The sequence below is a fragment of the Pseudomonas sp. RGM 3321 genome (assembly GCF_022836805.1).
In the GTDB taxonomy this organism is placed as follows: Bacteria; Pseudomonadota; Gammaproteobacteria; order Pseudomonadales; family Pseudomonadaceae; genus Aquipseudomonas.
On sequence record NZ_JALHBH010000084.1, the window covers coordinates 33,192 to 52,720 of the forward strand.

Genomic DNA, 19,529 nt, shown 5'->3' on the forward strand with positions numbered 1-19,529 from the left:
ATAGACGACCTCACTAGGTGTCAACCCAATAAAAAAGCCCCCGCGTTGCGGGGGCTCTTTTAAGGAATCAACGCTTACGCGATGATTTTGGCCACGACGCCAGCGCCGACGGTACGACCGCCTTCACGGATTGCGAAACGCAGACCGTCTTCCATTGCGATTGGCTTGATCAGGGTAACGGAAACTTTAACGTTATCACCTGGCATAACCATTTCTACGCCTTCCGGCAGTTCGCAGCTACCAGTTACGTCAGTAGTACGGAAGTAGAACTGTGGACGGTAGCCTTTGAAGAACGGAGTGTGACGACCGCCTTCTTCTTTGCTCAGAACGTAGATTTCAGCTTCGAACTGAGTGTGCGGCTTGACGGTGCCTGGCTTGACCAGAACCTGGCCACGCTCAACGTCGTCACGCTTGGTACCACGCAGCAGAACGCCGCAGTTCTCGCCAGCACGACCTTCGTCGAGCAGTTTGCGGAACATTTCAACACCGGTGCAGGTGGTGACGGTAGTGTCACGCAGACCAACGATTTCCAGTGGATCCTGAACCTTGACGATACCGCGCTCAACACGACCAGTCACAACAGTACCGCGACCGGAGATCGAGAACACGTCTTCGATTGGCATCAGGAATGGCTTGTCGGTCAGACGAACTGGCTCTGGGATGTAGCTGTCCAGTGTTTCAACCAGTTTACGAACGGCAGTGGTGCCCATTTCGTTGTCGTCTTTGCCTTCCAGAGCCATACGAGCAGAACCGATGATGATCGGAGTGTCGTCGCCCGGGAAATCGTAAGTGCTCAGCAGATCGCGCACTTCCATCTCAACCAGTTCCAGCAGCTCAGCGTCGTCTACCAGGTCAGCCTTGTTCAGGAAGACCACGATGTACGGAACACCTACCTGACGGGACAGCAGGATGTGCTCACGAGTTTGTGGCATCGGACCATCAGCAGCCGAACAAACCAGGATAGCGCCGTCCATCTGGGCAGCACCGGTGATCATGTTCTTCACGTAGTCAGCGTGACCTGGGCAGTCAACGTGAGCGTAGTGACGGGTCAGCGAGTTGTATTCAACGTGCGCAGTGTTGATGGTGATACCACGAGCTTTTTCTTCTGGTGCACTGTCGATCTTGTCGAAGTCAACACGAGCCGAACCGAAAACTTCGGAGCAGACGCGAGTCAGAGCAGCGGTCAGCGTGGTTTTACCGTGGTCAACGTGACCAATGGTGCCAACGTTGACGTGCGGGAGGGAACGATCAAATTTTTCTTTAGCCACGACAAATAACTCCTAGCCTAAAGGCGCTGAATCAGCCTTGTTTTTTGGTTACAGTTTCGACGATGTGCGACGGAGCTGTATTGTATTTTTTGAATTCCATAGAGTAGCTTGCGCGACCTTGGGACATGGAGCGAACGTCGGTCGCATAACCGAACATCTCACCCAACGGAACCTCGGCACGAATTACTTTGCCGGAAACCGTATCTTCCATACCCAGGATCATGCCGCGACGACGGTTAAGGTCGCCCATCACGTCACCCATATAGTCTTCAGGCGTAACAACCTCTACCGCCATGATAGGCTCAAGCAACTCACCACCGCCCTTCTGGGCCAGTTGCTTGGTCGCCATGGAAGCAGCCACCTTAAACGCCATCTCGTTCGAGTCGACGTCATGGTAGGAACCATCAAACACGGTAGCCTTCAGGCCGATCAGCGGATAGCCGGCAACAACGCCGTTCTTCATCTGCTCTTCGATACCCTTCTGGATAGCCGGGATGTATTCCTTGGGAACAACACCACCTACCACTTCGTTTACGAATTGCAGACCTTCCTGACCTTCGTCAGCAGGTGCAAAACGGATCCAGCAGTGACCGAACTGGCCACGACCGCCAGATTGACGAACGAACTTGCCTTCGATTTCACAATTCTTCGTGATGCGCTCACGATAGGAAACCTGAGGCTTGCCGATGTTGGCTTCGACGTTGAACTCACGGCGCATCCGGTCAACCAGGATGTCCAGGTGCAGCTCGCCCATGCCAGAGATGATCGTTTGACCAGTCTCTTCATCAGTCTTGACGCGGAAAGAAGGGTCTTCCTGAGCAAGTTTGCCCAGAGCGATACCCATTTTTTCCTGGTCATCCTTGGTTTTTGGCTCAACGGCAACCGAAATAACCGGCTCCGGGAAGTCCATGCGAACCAGGATGATTGGCTTGTCAGCGTTGCACAAGGTTTCACCAGTGGTGACGTCCTTCATGCCGATCAAGGCCGCGATGTCACCAGCGCGAACTTCCTTGATTTCTTCGCGGGCGTTGGCGTGCATCTGCACCATACGACCCACACGCTCTTTCTTGCCTTTCACCGAGTTGATCACGCCGTCGCCGGATGCCAACACGCCCGAGTAAACACGGACGAAAGTCAAGGTACCCACGAATGGGTCGGTAGCGATCTTGAACGCCAGAGCCGAGAACGGCTCGTTGTCGTCTGCATGACGCTCCATCAGGATTTCTTCGTTATCAGGATCGGAACCCTTGATAGCTGGAATATCGATTGGAGCCGGCAGGTAGTCGATCACGGCGTCGAGAACCAGGGGAACGCCCTTGTTCTTGAAGGAAGAACCGCAAACAGCAAGAACGATCTCACCAGCTATAGTACGCTGACGCAGAGCGGCCTTGATTTCCTCGTTGGTGAGCTCTTCACCTTCGAGGTACTTGTTCATCAGCTCTTCACTGGCTTCGGCCGCAGCCTCAACCATGTTGCTGCGCCACTCGTCAGCCAGCTCCTGCAGTTCAGCAGGGATAGGCTCACGACGTGGAACCATACCCTTGTCGGCATCGTTCCAGTAAACAGCTTCCATGGACATCAGATCGATCTGACCCTGGAAGTTGTCTTCGGCACCAATGGCCAGCTGGATCGGCACCGGGGTGTGACCCAGACGCTGCTTGATCTGAGCGATTACGCGCAGAAAGTTCGCACCAGCACGGTCCATCTTGTTCACGTAAACGATACGTGGAACACCGTACTTGTTGGCCTGACGCCATACGGTTTCGGACTGCGGCTCTACGCCGGAAGTGCCACAGAACACAACGACCGCGCCGTCGAGTACACGCAGGGAACGCTCAACTTCAATGGTGAAGTCAACGTGGCCCGGGGTGTCAATAACGTTGAAACGGTATTGGTCTTTGTGTTGCTTCTCGGAACCCTGCCAGAAGGCAGTAATAGCAGCAGAAGTAATGGTAATACCACGCTCCTGCTCCTGAACCATCCAGTCCGTGGTCGCGGCGCCGTCATGCACCTCGCCCATTTTGTGGCTTTTGCCGGTGTAAAAAAGGACGCGCTCGGTGGTGGTGGTTTTACCAGCATCCACGTGAGCAACGATACCAATGTTACGGTAGCGGCCAATCGGAGTAGTACGAGCCATAAAGCCCTCGCAAAATTAGTGACGCTGAAATTAGAAGCGGTAGTGCGAGAAAGCCTTGTTGGCCTCAGCCATACGGTGCACGTCTTCACGCTTCTTGACCGCAGCACCTTTACCTTCGGCGGCGTCCAGCAGTTCGCCAGCCAAACGCAGCGCCATTGACTTCTCACCGCGCTTGCGCGCGAAGTCTACCAGCCAACGCATTGCCAGAGCATTACGACGGGACGGACGAACTTCGACAGGAACCTGGTAAGTAGCACCGCCTACACGGCGCGACTTTACTTCGACCAGCGGAGCGATGGCGTCGAGAGCTTTCTCGAAGATTTCCAGGGGGTCGCTGTTCTTGCGTTCTTTAACCTTTTCCAGCGCGCCATAAACGATACGCTCGGCAACGGCTTTCTTGCCGCTTTCCATAACGTGGTTCATGAACTTGGCCAGGATCTGGCTGCCGTATTTTGGATCGTCAAGCACTTCGCGCTTGGCTGCTACGCGTCTTCTTGGCATGGATAAGCCCTCAAACGGTCTTCAGGTTAGCTCGGGACCACCATCCTGCAAGGGATGCGCCCGACCTTACTCTTATCGACTCAGAAAAATAGAAATCTGCAATTTCACACAGAAGCCAAAAACTACTTAGGCTTCTTGGTACCGTATTTCGAGCGACCCTGGTTACGGCCTTTAACGCCGGAAGTATCCAGAGAACCACGAACGGTGTGATAACGAACACCTGGCAAGTCTTTTACACGACCGCCACGGATCAGTACCACGCTGTGCTCTTGCAGGTTGTGACCTTCACCACCGATGTACGAGGAAACCTCGAAACCGTTGGTCAGGCGCACACGGCAGACTTTACGCAATGCCGAGTTAGGTTTTTTCGGCGTGGTGGTATACACACGAGTGCACACACCGCGACGTTGCGGGCAGTTCTGCAGCGCAGGCACGTCGGATTTCTCGACGATACGCTTACGCGGCTGACGTACCAGCTGGTTGATAGTTGCCATCTACTAGCTCCACTGTTGTCTTGCGACGCTATTGTCTTACAAGAAAAGCAAATGACAGGGCACAAGCCCCGCCAAATTTAGGGGTACAAGAGTCTAAAGAGGATCCCGCCCCCAGTCAAGACAAAGCCCCGACATCCTCAAGAGGCAGACAACACGAAAATGTGCTGTCTGCCAGATGAAAATGCCGAGGCTTTAGTCTCAATTACCGCTGGAGTTCAACGCTTCAGTCAGAGCGGCTTCTACTTCGCTCGCGCTGACACGGGTCGGTTTGTCCATTTCACGGCGACGCTTGCGCTCGCTGTGATAAGCCAGACCGGTACCGGCCGGGATCAGACGACCCACAACCACGTTTTCCTTCAGGCCGCGCAAGTAATCGCGCTTGCCAGTCACAGCCGCCTCGGTCAGTACGCGGGTTGTCTCCTGGAAGGAGGCCGCGGAGATGAACGACTCGGTGGACAGCGATGCCTTGGTGATACCCAGCAACACGCGAGTGAACTTGGAGACAAACTTGTCTTCCTTACTCAGACGCTCGTTTTCTACCAGTACGTGAGTCAATTCCATCTGGTCGCCCTTGATGAAACTGGAATCGCCGGACTCGGCAATTTCAACCTTGCGCAGCATCTGACGCAGAATCGTCTCGATGTGCTTGTCGTTGATCTTCACGCCTTGCAGACGGTATACATCCTGAATCTCGTTGACGATGTACTTGGCCAGCGCACTCACACCCAGCAGACGCAGGATGTCGTGTGGATCGCTAGGACCATCGGAGATAACTTCGCCGCGGTTCACTTGTTCGCCTTCGAAGACGTTCAGGTGACGCCACTTCGGAATCAGCTCTTCGTACGGATCGCTGCCGTCGTTCGGGGTAATGACCAGACGGCGTTTGCCTTTGGTCTCTTTACCGAATGCGATGGTACCGCTAACTTCTGCAAGGATCGACGCCTCTTTCGGACGACGGGCTTCGAACAGGTCAGCAACACGCGGCAGACCACCGGTGATGTCACGAGTCTTCGAAGTTTCCTGCGGAATACGAGCGATAACATCACCGATCGCGATCTGCGCACCGTCAGCCACACCGACCAGAGCGTTGGCTGGGAGGAAGTACTGAGCAGGTACGTCAGTACCCGGCAACAGCAGATCCTTGCCGTCCAGACCTACCATCTTCACAGCAGGACGGATGTCCTTGCCAGCAGCTGGGCGGTCCTTGGCATCAAGCACTTCAATGTTGGTCATACCGGTCAATTCGTCTGTCTGACGCTTGATCGTGATGCCCTCTTCCATGCCGACGTAGGTAACAGTACCTTTCATCTCGGTGACGATTGGGTGAGTGTGCGGATCCCACTTGGCCACGATCGAACCAGCGTCGACCTTGTCGCCTTCCTTCACCGAAATCACTGCACCGTATGGCAGTTTGTAACGCTCACGCTCGCGACCGAAGTCATCAGCTATGGCCAGCTCACCGGAGCGGGATACTGCAACCAGGTGACCGTCAACACGCTCAACGTGCTTCAGGTTGTGAAGACGGACAGTACCACCATTCTTCACCTGAACGCTGTCGGCTGCCGAGGTCCGGCTTGCCGCACCACCAATGTGGAACGTACGCATTGTCAGCTGGGTACCCGGCTCACCGATCGACTGTGCAGCGATTACGCCGACAGCTTCACCGATGTTGACCTGGTGACCGCGAGCCAGGTCGCGACCGTAGCACTTGGCACAGATGCCGTAGCGCGTTTCACAGCTGATTGGCGAGCGAACGATCACTTCGTCGATGCTGTTCAGCTCGATGAACTCGACCCACTTCTCGTCTACCAGCGTGCCAGCAGGAACGATGACGTCTTCTGTACCCGGCTTGAACACGTCACGGGCGATAACCCGACCCAGTACGCGCTCACCCAGCGGCTCTACAACGTCACCGCCTTCAATGTGCGGAGTCATCAGCAGACCGTGCTCGGTACCGCAATCCACCTCGGTAACCACCAGATCCTGAGCAACGTCTACCAGACGGCGGGTCAGATAACCGGAGTTAGCTGTTTTCAGTGCGGTATCCGCAAGACCCTTACGAGCACCGTGAGTGGAGATGAAGTACTGAAGTACGCTCAAGCCCTCACGGAAGTTCGCAGTGATCGGCGTTTCGATGATGGAGCCGTCAGGCTTGGCCATCAGACCACGCATACCAGCCAGCTGACGAATCTGGGCAGCAGAACCACGCGCACCGGAGTCAGCCATCATGTACATCGAGTTGAAGGATTCCTGGTCAACTTCGACGCCATGACGATCGATGACTTTCTCTTTCGAGAGGTTCGACATCATTGCCTTGGACACTTCGTCGTTGGCCTTGGACCAGAGGTCGATCACCTTGTTGTACTTCTCGCCCTGGGTTACCAGGCCGGACGCGTACTGACTTTCGATCTCTTTAACTTCTTCGGTGGCCGCGTCGATGATGCGAGCTTTTTCATCCGGGATAACGAAGTCGTTAACGCCGATGGAAACACCCGAAATGGTCGAGTAGGCAAAACCGGTGTACATCAACTGGTCAGCGAAGATCACGGTCTCTTTCAAACCAACCACGCGATAGCACTGGTTGATCAGCTTGGAGATCGCCTTCTTCTTCATAGGCTGGTTGACGACGTCGTAGGACAGGCCGGCCGGAACCACCTGGAACAGCAACGCACGGCCAACAGTGGTGTCGACGATACGGGTGTTCTTGACGCTGCCACCATCACGGTCGTTGACCGTTTCGTGGATACGAACCTTGACCTTGGCATGCAGAGCCGCTTCGCCGGCGCGGAATACGCGGTCGACTTCCTGCAGATCCGCAAACACACGACCTTCGCCCTTGGCATTGATCGCTTCACGAGTCATGTAATACAGACCCAGTACAACGTCCTGCGAAGGAACGATGATTGGCTCACCGTTGGCTGGCGACAGGATGTTGTTGGTCGACATCATCAGTGCACGCGCTTCGAGCTGAGCTTCCAGCGTCAAAGGTACGTGAACGGCCATCTGGTCGCCGTCGAAGTCGGCGTTGTACGCAGCACAGACCAGCGGGTGCAGCTGAATAGCCTTACCTTCGATCAGTACTGGTTCAAACGCCTGGATGCCCAGACGGTGAAGAGTTGGCGCACGGTTCAGAAGCACCGGGTGTTCGCGAATGACTTCAGCAAGAACGTCCCAGACCTCTGGCAGCTCGCGCTCGACCATCTTCTTGGCAGCTTTGATGGTCGTGGCCAGGCCACGCATTTCCAGCTTGCCGAAGATGAACGGCTTGAACAGCTCGAGAGCCATTTTTTTCGGCAGACCGCATTGATGCAGACGCAGGGTCGGACCTACGGTAATTACCGAACGGCCCGAGTAGTCAACGCGCTTACCGAGCAGGTTCTGACGGAAACGACCTTGCTTACCCTTGATCATGTCAGCCAGGGACTTCAGAGGACGCTTGTTGGAACCTGTGATCGCACGACCGCGACGACCGTTGTCGAGCAATGCATCGACCGCTTCCTGCAGCATGCGCTTTTCGTTACGCACGATGATGTCGGGAGCAGACAGATCCAACAGACGCTTCAGACGGTTGTTACGGTTGATCACTCGACGATACAGATCGTTGAGGTCGGACGTTGCGAAACGGCCACCGTCAAGCGGAACCAGAGGACGCAGATCTGGCGGCAGAACCGGCAGAACGGTCAGCACCATCCATTCAGGAAGGTTGCCGGAACCCTGGAAGGCTTCCATCAGCTTCAGACGCTTGGACAGCTTCTTGATTTTGGTCTCGGAATTGGTTTGCGGAATCTCTTCACGCAGACGGCCAATTTCGTGCTCCAGATCAATAGCGTGCAGCAGTTCACGAACAGCCTCGGCCCCCATGCGGGCGTCGAAGTCGTCACCGAACTCTTCGAGGGCTTCGAAGTACTGCTCATCATTCAGCAGCTGACCTTTTTCAAGGGTGGTCATGCCTGGATCGATAACGACATAGCTCTCGAAGTAGAGAACGCGTTCGATATCACGCAGGGTCATGTCCATCAGCAAGCCGATACGGGACGGCAGCGATTTCAGGAACCAGATGTGGGCAACCGGCGAAGCCAGCTCGATGTGAGCCATACGCTCGCGACGAACCTTGGCCAGCGCTACTTCAACACCGCATTTTTCGCAGATGACACCGCGGTGCTTCAGGCGCTTGTACTTACCGCACAGGCACTCGTAATCTTTTACCGGGCCAAAGATCTTGGCGCAGAACAGACCGTCACGCTCAGGCTTGAACGTACGGTAGTTGATGGTTTCCGGCTTTTTAACTTCACCGAACGACCAAGAGCGGATCATCTCAGGCGATGCAAGTCCGATACGGATTGCGTCGAACTCTTCGACTTGACCCTGGTTTTTCAGCAAATTCAGTAGGTCTTTCAAGGCTTTTCCTCCTGGCGGAGCAGGGAGCAGGCAATACCGCCCTGCCCCCGATTCGCGTCACGTGTTATTCGGTTTCCAGATCGATATCGATACCGAGCGAACGGATTTCTTTGATCAACACGTTGAAAGACTCGGGCATGCCCGGCTCCATACGGTGATCGCCGTCCACGATGTTTTTGTACATCTTGGTACGACCGTTCACATCGTCCGACTTCACTGTGAGCATTTCCTGCAGAGTGTACGCCGCGCCGTATGCTTCCAGCGCCCACACTTCCATCTCCCCGAAACGCTGACCACCGAACTGTGCCTTACCACCCAGCGGCTGCTGGGTAACCAGGCTGTACGAACCAGTGGAACGCGCGTGCATCTTGTCGTCCACCAAGTGGTTCAGCTTCAGCATGTACATGTAGCCAACCGTTACAGCACGTTCAAACTTGTTGCCGGTACGACCGTCGAACAGCTGCATCTGGCCGCTTTCCGGCATATCTGCCAGCTTGAGCATTGCCTTGATTTCGCTTTCCTTGGCACCGTCGAAAACCGGGGTAGCCATCGGTACGCCGTTACGCAGGTTCTTGGCGAGGTCCAGGATTTCGTTGTCGGTGAGGTCTTCCAGAGCTTCCTGACGACCGCCGATTTCGTTGTAGATCTCGTTGAGGAACTTGCGCAGCTCAGCAACTTTACGCTGCTCTTCAAGCATGCGGTTGATCTTCTCGCCCAGACCTTTGGCCGCGAGGCCCAGGTGGGTTTCGAGAATCTGACCAACGTTCATACGCGAAGGTACGCCCAGCGGGTTGAGGACGATATCCACCGGCGTGCCATTGGCATCGTGCGGCATGTCTTCAACCGGCATGATCACGGAGACCACACCCTTGTTACCGTGACGACCGGCCATCTTGTCGCCCGGCTGGATGCGACGACGGATTGCCAGGTAGACCTTGACGATTTTCAGAACGCCTGGAGCCAGGTCATCGCCTTGCTGCAGTTTGCGTTTCTTGTCTTCGAACTTGTCATCCAGAAGACGGCGACGATCAACGATGTAGGCCTGAGCTTTCTCAAGCTGCTCATTCAGAGCATCTTCAGCCATGCGCAGTTTGAACCACTGACCATGCTCAAGACCATCAAGCACTTCGTTGGTGATTTCCTGACCTTTCTTGAGGCCAGCACCGCCTTCGGCTACACGACCCACCAGCGCAGAGCGCAGACGTTCGAAAGTAGCGCCTTCGACAATACGGAACTCTTCGTTCAGATCCTTGCGGATCTCGTCGAGTTGCGACTTCTCGATGGACAGGGCACGTGCATCACGCTCGACGCCATCACGGGTGAAGACCTGAACGTCAATGACAGTACCCTTGGTACCGGTAGGCACGCGCAGGGAGGTATCTTTAACGTCGCTGGCTTTCTCACCGAAAATCGCGCGCAACAGTTTTTCTTCCGGAGTCAGCTGGGTCTCGCCTTTCGGAGTGACCTTGCCCACCAGGATGTCACCAGCGCCAACTTCGGCACCCACATAAACGATACCGGCTTCGTCCAGCTTGTTCAGAGCCGCTTCACCCACGTTCGGGATGTCGGCGGTGATCTCTTCAGGCCCAAGCTTGGTGTCACGAGCCACACAGGTCAGTTCCTGAATATGGATCGTGGTGAAGCGGTCTTCTTGAACTACACGCTCGGAGAGGCAGATGGAGTCTTCGAAGTTGAAACCGTTCCAGGCCATGAACGCGATGCGCATGTTCTGACCCAGCGCCAGCTCACCCATATCGGTGGACGGACCGTCGGCCATGATGTCGCTACGCTGAACACGATCACCCTTGCTGACCAGCGGACGCTGGTTGATGCAGGTGTTCTGGTTCGAACGGGTGTATTTGGTCAGATTGTAGATATCTACACCTGCCTCACCTGTTTCTACTTCGTCATCGGCAACGCGAACAACGATACGGCTGGCGTCGACAGAGTCGATCACGCCGCCACGACGGGCCACGACGCAAACGCCGGAGTCACGGGCAACGTTGCGCTCCATGCCGGTACCTACCAGCGGCTTGTCGGCACGCAGGGTCGGTACAGCCTGACGCTGCATGTTCGAACCCATCAACGCACGGTTGGCGTCATCGTGCTCGAGGAACGGAATCAGCGATGCAGCTACCGAGACAACCTGCTTGGGCGAAACGTCCATCAGGGTGACATCGGCTGGCGCCTTGACGGTGAATTCGTTCAAGTGACGCACAGCAACCAGTTCGTCGATCAGCTCTTGCTTGTCGTTCATTGCGGCCGAAGCCTGGGCAATGACGTGGTCCGCTTCTTCGATCGCTGAAAGGAACACGATCTCTTCGGTGACCAGACCTTCCTTGACCACACGGTACGGGCTCTCGAGGAAGCCGTACTGGTTGGTGCGGGCATAGGCCGCCAGGGAGTTGATCAGACCGATGTTCGGACCTTCAGGCGTCTCGATCGGGCACACACGGCCGTAGTGAGTCGGGTGAACGTCTCGAACTTCAAAGCCGGCGCGCTCACGCGTCAGACCGCCAGGGCCGAGTGCGGAAACACGACGCTTGTGCGTGATCTCGGACAGCGGGTTGTTCTGGTCCATGAACTGGGAAAGCTGGCTGGAACCGAAGAACTCCTTGACCGCCGCCGCAACAGGTTTGGCGTTGATCAGGTCCTGAGGCATCAGGCCTTCGCTTTCTGCCATGGACAGACGCTCTTTGACAGCGCGCTCGACACGGACCAGACCGACACGGAACTGGTTCTCGGCCATCTCGCCTACGCAACGAACGCGACGGTTACCGAGGTGGTCGATGTCATCGACGATGCCTTTGCCGTTACGGATATCAACGAGGGTCTTGAGGACCGCTACGATGTCTTCCTTGCACAGCACGCCCGAACCTTCGATTTCGGTACGACCGATACGACGGTTGAACTTCATACGACCTACAGCGGACAGGTCATAACGCTCAGGACTGAAGAACAGGTTGTTGAACAGTGTTTCAGCGGCATCCTTGGTTGGCGGCTCGCCAGGACGCATCATGCGATAGATCTCGACCAGCGCTTCCAGTTGGTTGCTGGTGGAGTCGATCTTCAGTGTGTCGGAGACGAACGGACCACAATCGATGTCGTTGGTGTACAAGGTTTCGATACGAACAACCTGAGCCTTGGCGATCTTGGCCAGGATTTCAGTGTTCAGCTCGGTGTTGCACTCGGCAATGATCTCACCGGTTGCCGGATGCACGATGACCTTGGCTGTAGTGCGACCCAGGACGTAGTCCAGAGGCACTTCCAGCTCTTTGATCCCGGCCTTTTCCAGCTGGTTGATGTGACGGGCAGTGATACGACGACCCTGCTCGACAATGACCTTGCCCTTGTCGTCCAGGATGTCCAGAACGGCAATTTCACCACGCAGGCGCTGAGGCACCAGTTCCAGGCTCAGGTTTTCACCGCGCACATGGAATACGTTGGTGGTGTAGAACGCATCGAGCACTTGCTCGGTGGTGTAACCCAGAGCGCGCAGAAGTACGGACGCAGGCAGCTTGCGACGACGGTCGATACGGACGAATACGCAGTCTTTCGGATCGAACTCGAAGTCCAGCCACGAACCGCGGTAAGGAATGATACGAGCGGAGTACAGCAGCTTACCGGAGCTGTGCGTCTTGCCACGGTCGTGGTCGAAGAATACGCCAGGCGAACGGTGAAGCTGAGACACGATAACGCGCTCGGTGCCGTTGATTACAAAGGTACCGTTCTCAGTCATCAGGGGGATTTCACCCATGTAGACTTCTTGCTCTTTGATGTCCTTGATCGCTTTGTTCGACGATTCTTTGTCGAAAATGATCAGACGGACCTTGACTCGCAGAGGTACTGCGTAAGTCACACCGCGCAGCACGCATTCCTTGACATCAAATGCCGGTTCGCCCAAGCGATAACCTACATACTCCAGCGCAGCATTGCCGGAGTAGCTGATGATCGGGAAAACGGATTTGAAGGCTGCATGCAGACCGACGTCGCGGAACTGATCTTTGGTCGCTCCCGCCTGCAGGAATTCGCGATACGAATCCAGCTGGATGGCCAAGAGATACGGCACATCCATTACGTCCGGCAACTTGCTAAAGTCCTTGCGGATACGTTTTTTCTCAGTATATGAGTAAGCCATCAGCGTTCCCCAGCTTGGTCACCTGCTTGTTTGGCTCCCTCCCGACGGAAGCAGCCAGAAAATCTTGCAAACCCCTTGGTTTGCGCCACCGCCATCGGTGGATACCGCACATTACAAACGTTGACAGCGCCAATCGTCTATAACGGAAAAAGGCCGGTGGCAAAAGCCACCAGCCATCAGCCTTTCGCTAATCGCGTGGGCTGGACACTCAAAGTCGATGCTTATTTCAGCTCGACTTTAGCGCCTGCTTCTTCCAGAGTAGCTTTGGCTTTGTCAGCTGCGTCTTTGGCAACAGCTTCCAGAACCATTGCTGGCGCGCCGTCAACGACTGCCTTGGCTTCTTTCAGGCCCAGACCGGTCAGTTCACGTACTGCCTTGATCACGTTAACTTTCTTCTCGCCAGCTTCCAGCAGCATGACGTTGAATTCAGTTTGTTCTTCAGCAACAGCGACAGCAACAGCTGGACCAGCCGAACCGGCAGCAGCGGTAACGCCGAACTTCTCTTCGAACGCCTTGATCAGCTCTACAACCTGCAGAACGGACATTTCAGCTACGGCGTTAAGGATATCGTCTTGAGAGATGGACATGACTCAATTTCCTGAATTGGGGGACGGCCTACGCGACCATCAAAATAAACAAAAATACGCGAAAAGATCTGACTCAGCCTTAGGCTGCAGCTGCTTCTTTTTGGTCGCGAACAGCCGCCAGAGTACGAGCCAACTTGCTGGTAGCGCCTTGAATCACGCTCATCAGCTGAGAAATTGCTTCGTCACGGGTCGGCAGGCTTGCCAGTACATCGATCTGATTAGCTGCGAGGAACTTGCCCTCGAACGCAGCTGCCTTGATCTCGAACTTGTCCTGACCTTTGGCGAATTCCTTGAACAGACGGGCAGCAGCGCCAGGATGTTCGTTGGAGAACGCAATCAAGGTCGGGCCAGTGAACACGTCGTTGAGGACACTGAATTCAGTGTCAGCAACAGCGCGCTTGAGCAGGGTGTTACGTACAACGCGTACGTAAACGCCAGCTTCACGGGCCTCTTTACGGAGTCCGGTCATAGCGCCGACCGTCACACCACGGGCATCAGCCACGACAGCGGACAGACCAGCTTTGGCAGCCTCGTTGACTTCAGCGACGATGGCCTTCTTGTCTTCGAGTTTAATTGCCACGGGTTTAACTCCTGCTTGTTACCGTTTCATCCGACCGGAGTCAGATGTCGTTTTGGTGTCTGATTCGGTAAGGAACCGGGAGCACCATCTGCGTAGGCTTGAGGTTTAAGACTTGCGTCGCCTACGGTCTTGGATAGCCCCCGCCAGGCAGGGACCCCAATCTTTCAAACGGCGCGGCGTAAAACCGCACCGCTTCTGTCTTACGCTTCCAACGAACCCTGGTCGATGACCAGGCCTGGGCCCATAGTGGTGCTCAGGGTGATGCGCTTGACGTAAATACCTTTCGAAGAAGCAGGCTTGATACGCTTAAGATCAGCGATCAAGGCTTCAACGTTTTCCTTCAGCTTGACGGCGTCGAAACCGACCTTGCCAACAGAAGTGTGGATGATGCCGTTTTTGTCGGTGCGATAACGAACCTGACCAGCCTTGGCGTTCTTGACGGCGTTAGCCACGTCAGGAGTAACGGTGCCGACTTTCGGGTTAGGCATCAGACCACGAGGACCGAGAACCTGACCCAGCTGACCCACAACGCGCATTGCGTCCGGGGAAGCGATAACCACGTCATAGTTCAGATCGCCCGCTTTCATTTCAGCAGCCAGATCATCCATACCAACGCGATCAGCACCGGCAGCCAGAGCAGCTTCAGCAGCAGGACCCTGAGTGAACACTGCAACGCGTACAGTTTTACCAGTGCCGTGCGGCAGTACGGTAGCGCTACGAACAACCTGGTCAGACTTACGAGGATCAACACCCAGGTTAACAGCAACGTCTACAGACTCGCTGAACTTGACGGTCGACAGCTCGGTCAGCAGGGCTGCGGCGTCTACGAAATTGTAAGACTTACCGGCTTCGATCTTGCTGGCGATTGCCTTTTGACGCTTGGTCAGCTTAGCCATTACACACCCTCCACGTTAAGGCCCATGCTACGAGCGGAACCGGCGATGGTACGCACGGCCGCTTCCATGTCAGCTGCAGTCAGATCCGCATTTTTTGCTTTAGCGATATCTTCCAGCTGAGCACGAGTCACGGTGCCAACTTTAACGGTGTTCGGGCGAGCCGAGCCGCTGGTCAAGCCTGCAGCTTTCTTCAGCAGAACCGATGCAGGAGTACTTTTTGTTTCGAAAGTGAAGCTACGGTCGCTGTATACAGTGATGATCACTGGAGTCGGCAAGCCTGGCTCAATACCCTGAGTACGGGCGTTGAACGCTTTGCAGAATTCCATGATGTTCACACCGTGCTGACCCAGAGCAGGACCAACTGGCGGGCTTGGGTTAGCCTGAGCGGCTTTCACTTGCAGCTTGATGTATGCGGTTATCTTCTTGGCCATGAGGCACTCCAATTACGGGTTCAAGCGCCAATAAAGGCTCCCCGGTTACTTACGCGTATATCCCAGTGACGAAAAAACCCCACAGCCTTGGGCTGCGGGGTATGGGATTCCAGCTCAGTTATGCCTTTTCGACCTGACTGAACTCCAGCTCTACCGGGGTAGAGCGTCCGAAAATGAGCACCGCCACTTGAATCCGGCTCTTTTCGTAGTTAACTTCTTCAACCGTGCCGTTGAAATCAGCGAACGGACCGTCGGTGACACGAACAACCTCACCCGGTTCAAACAGAGTTTTCGGCTTCGGCTTGTCGCTACCGTCAGCAACACGACGCAGAATCGCTTCTGCTTCTTTGTCAGTGATCGGAGCAGGCTTATCTGCGGTACCGCCGATGAAGCCCATGACACGCGGGGTGTCCTTGACCAAGTGCCAAGTACCCTCATTCATGTCCATCTGGACAAGCACATAACCTGGGAAGAACTTGCGTTCGCTTTTGCGCTTCTGGCCATTACGCATTTCAACCACTTCTTCAGTGGGAACCAGAATTTCGCCGAAGCCATCTTCCATGCCTGCCAGCTTCACACGCTCGATCAACGAGCGCATGACATGCTTCTCGTAACCCGAGTAAGCATGCACTACGTACCAACGCTTAGCCACGGGACACCCTTAGCCAACTATCAAGGAAACAAGCCAGCCGAGCAGGGAATCAAGCCCCCACAACAGCAACGCCATAACCAGCACAACTGCCACAACGATCAACGTGGTTTGAGTGGTTTCTTGGCGAGTAGGCCATACGACTTTACGAATCTCAGCGCGAGCTTCTTTCGCCAAAACGAAGAAGGCCTTGCCCTTACCGGTCTGCAACGCTACAAATGCAGCGGCAGCAGCAATCACAAGGAGAGCAAGAACGCGATACAGGATCGGCTCAGCAGAGTAATACTGATTACCGACAACACCCACGACAACCAAAACGACTACCAGGAGCCACTTCAGCATATCAAAGCGAGAGTCTGATGCTTCAGCCTTGGGATTCATCTACGGAGATCCTGTGAAAAGAAAGCCAGATTACATCTAGAAATCTGGCAGGTCAGGAGGGAATCGAACCCCCAACCTACGGTTTTGGAGACCGTCGCTCTGCCAATTGAGCTACTGACCTAAAAGCAAAATCAGGCCGACCATTATGCGGACCTGACGAGAGTTTTTCAACACCTTATTCAGTGAGCGCCTTACAGGCAACAAACCACGAACAAGCTTCAAGCGGATCACGCACAACGCAACCACCTAAAACAAAGGCAGATATTTTCATATCTGCCTTTAGCAATGGAGCTCTTGAGCGGATTTGAACCGCTGACCTCACCCTTACCAAGGGTGTGCTCTACCAACTGAGCTACAAGAGCAAAACACAATGCATGAGCCACAAACCTGGAGCGGGTAGCGGGAATCGAACCCGCATCATCAGCTTGGAAGGCTGAGGTTCTACCACTAAACTATACCCGCGCAATTTGCAGATCGCGCTAAATCTGGTGGAGGGGGAAGGATTCGAACCTTCGAAGTCGTAGACGTCAGATTTACAGTCTGATCCCTTTGGCCGCTCGGGAACCCCTCCTAAGCGAGGCAGCATTCTCAACTCATGCCGCCCTTCTGTCAACCTTTTTCTCAGTAAAAACCTGAGGTTACATGCGTTGACTACTACCACCTCGTTCGCGAGACTTTCACCTCGCTGCGAAGCGGGCGCCATTCTATGTAAACTACTCAGCAGTTGCAATGCCCTCGCACGACATTATTTGATTTTTTAATTGCGGGAAATCCTGGCTCAATTGATTGATCACCCCCGCCTCCACAAGACGTCGGCTTTCCGGGGCAATCCTTAACCAGTAGGCCGTCGCCCCGCTCGTTTGCAGCGACTGAAATTGAGACTGGATATCCAGACTGTTCAAGCGCTGCTCCACCAGCCGAGCATCCTCTTGCCTGGCAAAGCCACCGACATACAGACACCTCGTCTCGGCATCATGCGACATGCGCCCCGCATCCGACTCGCTAAGCAGACGAATATCCTGCTGGGATGCGCGATGCAATGACAGTGGCATGACCTCTTTGGCCCTGAGCGGAGCCTCCTGCTGATGCCAGAGGTAATAAAAGGCATTAAGCATCAACAGCAGAAGAAATAACCAACGCATAGAGACCTCAACGCAAAGGGCAAGCCAGAGCCAGACCCACGAAGACCAGATCAGGAACAATACGAGCCCCCGGCAATACATCCGCAACCAGTGCAGCATCCCCACCAGTCACAAAAATAGCAAAATCATTGCCCCAGTACCCCTGCGCTATCTCCATCTGAGTCAATGCAAAACCGCGAAGCATCAACGAGCAGCCGCGCTCTACAGCCTCAGCAGTCGCACGCCCAGGAACAAGACGGGCTAGGGCTTTCTCAGCCTCTGTGTCGTCATATCTGATACGACGGGTATGGGTACGCAACTGATTGCGCATCAAGGGCATTCCAGGACAGATGAAGCCACCAAGATGGGCGCCACCTGCGTCGACAAAGTCAGACGTCACAGCGGTTCCCAGATCAATCACCAGACACGCGCTCCTGGCGAGGTGGTAAGCACCTACAAAAGCCAGCCAGCGGTCCAGACCCAGACGCGCAAACTCGTCATAGCCATTAATCACGCCAGCAAGCTCTTGAGCAGGTTCCGCGCAGACAGGCGCAACGGAAAAGGTTTCAGCCAGCAAAGAGACAAGCCTCGCCGTTTCTTCGGCGCTACGCACACTCACCAGACGGCAGTCAGTGAATGATTTGTCAGGTAGATTGCTCAAATGCATCAGCAAGGCAGCATCGGAGTCCACAACCCCGCCGCTAATCACTGTTGCATCAACTTTCGCCGTTATCCGCCACTTGATGAAGCTGTTGCCACAGTCGAGCTCAAGAATCATCTCGCAACCTCAGGCTGAGCTCGCCACCACTAAAGCTCTTTTCTACCCCGCTCACTTCCAAACGCAACGCTCCAAGCGAATCGACCCCCAACACCACCCCTTCAACTGCCTCAGCTCCTGAAAGCAATCTGACGGTAGCTCCCTGCCACAAATGCCCGCGCTCCCACTCGTCCTGAAAAGCCACGAAGCCTTCCTTGCGATGAACTGCCAGAAGAGACTCAAGCTGACTGCTTATAAGGGCTGCAATCCGATTTCGATCAGCAAGGCTGCCAGTTTCGAGTCGAATCGACGTCCATAGCTGATCCACTTCGCTCGATGACCGCATGTTCACGTTCACCCCTATTCCGATGATCACATGACAAACATCTGCCGGATCACCAACAAGCTCAAGCAAAATACCGGCAATTTTCTGCCTCCCTACCAGCACGTCATTAGGCCATTTCAGGCCCGCTCCTTGAACCCCAATGTCACGCAGTACTTTCATCACAGCCAATCCGACCAACAGGCTGAGACCTTCCAGCTGACGCATTCCACCATCAATTCGCAGGACCAGACTGTAATAAAGGTTCTCGGCAAATGGACTTACCCACTTTCGACCACGCCTGCCCCTTCCCGAGGTTTGCTGCTCGGCCACCACCAGCAAAGGCATAGGAGCCCCTTGAGCAATCAGACGCGTGGCTTCTGCATTGGTTGAGTCGATAGTGTCGTAGGTGCGTACAGACCAACTGGCAGGGAATCCACACTGGGCTATGCCAGCGGGGCTTAAAAGCGAAATAGGCGTTGCCAGTCGATAACCCCGTCCGCGCACTTTGTGCACCTCTATGCCGAGGTCAGCTTCAAGTTGCTGAAGCTGCTTCCAGACCGCACTGCGGCTTATGCCGAGGGCACTGCCTAATACCTGTCCAGAATGAAATGCACCATCGGCAAGAAGCGTTAACAAGGTCAGCATTTGGAGTCGCCCGGCAATGAGGCACGCATAATAGCCACGCAGGAGCATGCTGCATAGAAACGAAAACGTATTTTCATGGTGGCTTTTTGTGCAGCAGACAAACAAAAACCCTCAACGCGTAAGCGATGAGGGTTTCTGGAATTTAATCTTGACGATGACCTACTCTCACATGGGGAAACCCCACACTACCATCGGCGATACATCGTTTCACTACTGAGTTC

15 protein-coding genes and 4 tRNA genes are annotated in these 19,529 nt (G+C 54.9%); all 19 read right to left on the reverse strand.

Going from position 1 to position 19,529, the window contains the following annotated elements:
* Positions 1-74 precede the first annotated feature (74 nt).
* Positions 75-1,268, reverse strand: a complete 1,194-nt coding sequence (gene tuf / locus RGM3321_RS02700; RefSeq protein WP_004658287.1) for an elongation factor Tu — start codon at positions 1,266-1,268, stop codon at positions 75-77.
* A gap of 31 nt (positions 1,269-1,299) precedes the next feature.
* A complete protein-coding gene (gene fusA, locus RGM3321_RS02705; RefSeq protein WP_003317109.1) occupies positions 1,300-3,405 on the reverse strand; it encodes an elongation factor G in 2,106 nt (701 codons plus the stop codon).
* Between the two features lie 30 nt (positions 3,406-3,435).
* A complete protein-coding gene (gene rpsG, locus RGM3321_RS02710; protein WP_002555493.1) occupies positions 3,436-3,906 on the reverse strand; it encodes a 30S ribosomal protein S7 in 471 nt (156 codons plus the stop codon).
* Between the two features lie 122 nt (positions 3,907-4,028).
* Positions 4,029-4,400: a 30S ribosomal protein S12 gene (gene rpsL / locus RGM3321_RS02715; protein ID WP_002555494.1), complete on the reverse strand. Its 372-nt coding sequence runs from the start codon at positions 4,398-4,400 to the stop codon at positions 4,029-4,031.
* A 198-nt stretch (positions 4,401-4,598) separates the two neighbouring features.
* Positions 4,599-8,798, reverse strand: coding sequence for a DNA-directed RNA polymerase subunit beta' (gene rpoC / locus RGM3321_RS02720; protein ID WP_244391467.1), 4,200 nt, complete (start codon positions 8,796-8,798; stop codon positions 4,599-4,601).
* A gap of 64 nt (positions 8,799-8,862) precedes the next feature.
* A complete protein-coding gene (rpoB, locus tag RGM3321_RS02725; protein WP_244391469.1) occupies positions 8,863-12,936 on the reverse strand; it encodes a DNA-directed RNA polymerase subunit beta in 4,074 nt (1,357 codons plus the stop codon).
* A gap of 221 nt (positions 12,937-13,157) precedes the next feature.
* Positions 13,158-13,523 carry a 50S ribosomal protein L7/L12 gene (gene rplL, locus RGM3321_RS02730; protein ID WP_054071944.1) on the reverse strand — a complete coding sequence of 122 codons (366 nt, stop codon included), beginning with the start codon at positions 13,521-13,523 and terminating at the stop codon, positions 13,158-13,160.
* Positions 13,524-13,602: 79 nt separating this feature from the next.
* Positions 13,603-14,103: a 50S ribosomal protein L10 gene (gene rplJ / locus RGM3321_RS02735; RefSeq protein WP_003431816.1), complete on the reverse strand. Its 501-nt coding sequence runs from the start codon at positions 14,101-14,103 to the stop codon at positions 13,603-13,605.
* Between the two features lie 200 nt (positions 14,104-14,303).
* A complete protein-coding gene (gene rplA / locus RGM3321_RS02740) occupies positions 14,304-14,999 on the reverse strand; it encodes a 50S ribosomal protein L1 (RefSeq protein ID WP_002555499.1) in 696 nt (231 codons plus the stop codon).
* Complete coding sequence (gene rplK, locus RGM3321_RS02745; RefSeq protein WP_002555500.1) at positions 14,999-15,430, reverse strand: 50S ribosomal protein L11; 432 nt, start codon at positions 15,428-15,430, stop codon at positions 14,999-15,001. The genes rplA and rplK overlap by 1 nt, the downstream gene beginning before the upstream one ends.
* 118 nt (positions 15,431-15,548) lie before the next feature.
* Positions 15,549-16,082, reverse strand: coding sequence for a transcription termination/antitermination protein NusG (nusG, locus tag RGM3321_RS02750; RefSeq protein WP_002555501.1), 534 nt, complete (start codon positions 16,080-16,082; stop codon positions 15,549-15,551).
* 9 nt (positions 16,083-16,091) lie between these two features.
* Positions 16,092-16,460 (reverse strand): preprotein translocase subunit SecE, encoded by a 369-nt coding sequence (secE, locus tag RGM3321_RS02755; RefSeq protein WP_002555502.1) that lies wholly within the window; start codon positions 16,458-16,460, stop codon positions 16,092-16,094.
* 45 nt (positions 16,461-16,505) lie between these two features.
* Positions 16,506-16,581: transfer RNA gene (locus RGM3321_RS02760), tRNA-Trp, on the reverse strand.
* 165 nt (positions 16,582-16,746) lie between these two features.
* Positions 16,747-16,822, reverse strand: a tRNA-Thr gene (locus RGM3321_RS02765).
* Positions 16,823-16,848: 26 nt separating this feature from the next.
* Positions 16,849-16,922: transfer RNA gene (locus RGM3321_RS02770), tRNA-Gly, on the reverse strand.
* A 24-nt stretch (positions 16,923-16,946) separates the two neighbouring features.
* Positions 16,947-17,031 (reverse strand) — tRNA-Tyr (locus RGM3321_RS02775).
* Positions 17,032-17,173: 142 nt separating this feature from the next.
* Positions 17,174-17,602 (reverse strand): hypothetical protein, encoded by a 429-nt coding sequence (locus RGM3321_RS02780; RefSeq protein ID WP_244391471.1) that lies wholly within the window; start codon positions 17,600-17,602, stop codon positions 17,174-17,176.
* A 7-nt stretch (positions 17,603-17,609) separates the two neighbouring features.
* On the reverse strand, positions 17,610-18,359 hold the full coding sequence (locus RGM3321_RS02785; RefSeq protein WP_244391473.1) for a pantothenate kinase: 750 nt from the start codon (positions 18,357-18,359) through the stop codon (positions 17,610-17,612).
* Complete coding sequence (birA, locus tag RGM3321_RS02790) at positions 18,349-19,308, reverse strand: bifunctional biotin--[acetyl-CoA-carboxylase] ligase/biotin operon repressor BirA (protein ID WP_244391475.1); 960 nt, start codon at positions 19,306-19,308, stop codon at positions 18,349-18,351. Before birA ends, RGM3321_RS02785 begins: the two co-directional genes overlap by 11 nt.
* Positions 19,309-19,529: the final 221 nt, after the last annotated feature.

Excerpts from the sequence above, each read along its gene's own strand:
- RGM3321_RS02780 (WP_244391471.1), bottom strand. The coding sequence starts at position 17,602 with ATGCGTTGGTTATTTCTTCTGCTGTTGATGCTTAATGCCTTTTATTAC.
- rplA (WP_002555499.1), bottom strand. The coding sequence starts at position 14,999 with ATGGCTAAGCTGACCAAGCGTCAAAAGGCAATCGCCAGCAAGATCGAA.
- rplK (WP_002555500.1), bottom strand. The coding sequence starts at position 15,430 with ATGGCCAAGAAGATAACCGCATACATCAAGCTGCAAGTGAAAGCCGCT.
- rplL (WP_054071944.1), bottom strand. The coding sequence starts at position 13,523 with ATGTCCATCTCTCAAGACGATATCCTTAACGCCGTAGCTGAAATGTCC.
- rpsG (WP_002555493.1), bottom strand. The coding sequence starts at position 3,906 with ATGCCAAGAAGACGCGTAGCAGCCAAGCGCGAAGTGCTTGACGATCCA.
- RGM3321_RS02785 (WP_244391473.1), bottom strand. The coding sequence starts at position 18,359 with ATGATTCTTGAGCTCGACTGTGGCAACAGCTTCATCAAGTGGCGGATA.
- birA (WP_244391475.1), bottom strand. The coding sequence starts at position 19,308 with ATGCTGACCTTGTTAACGCTTCTTGCCGATGGTGCATTTCATTCTGGA.
- fusA (WP_003317109.1), bottom strand. The coding sequence starts at position 3,405 with ATGGCTCGTACTACTCCGATTGGCCGCTACCGTAACATTGGTATCGTT.
- rpsL (WP_002555494.1), bottom strand. The coding sequence starts at position 4,400 with ATGGCAACTATCAACCAGCTGGTACGTCAGCCGCGTAAGCGTATCGTC.
- secE (WP_002555502.1), bottom strand. The coding sequence starts at position 16,460 with ATGAATCCCAAGGCTGAAGCATCAGACTCTCGCTTTGATATGCTGAAG.
- rpoB (WP_244391469.1), bottom strand. The coding sequence starts at position 12,936 with ATGGCTTACTCATATACTGAGAAAAAACGTATCCGCAAGGACTTTAGC.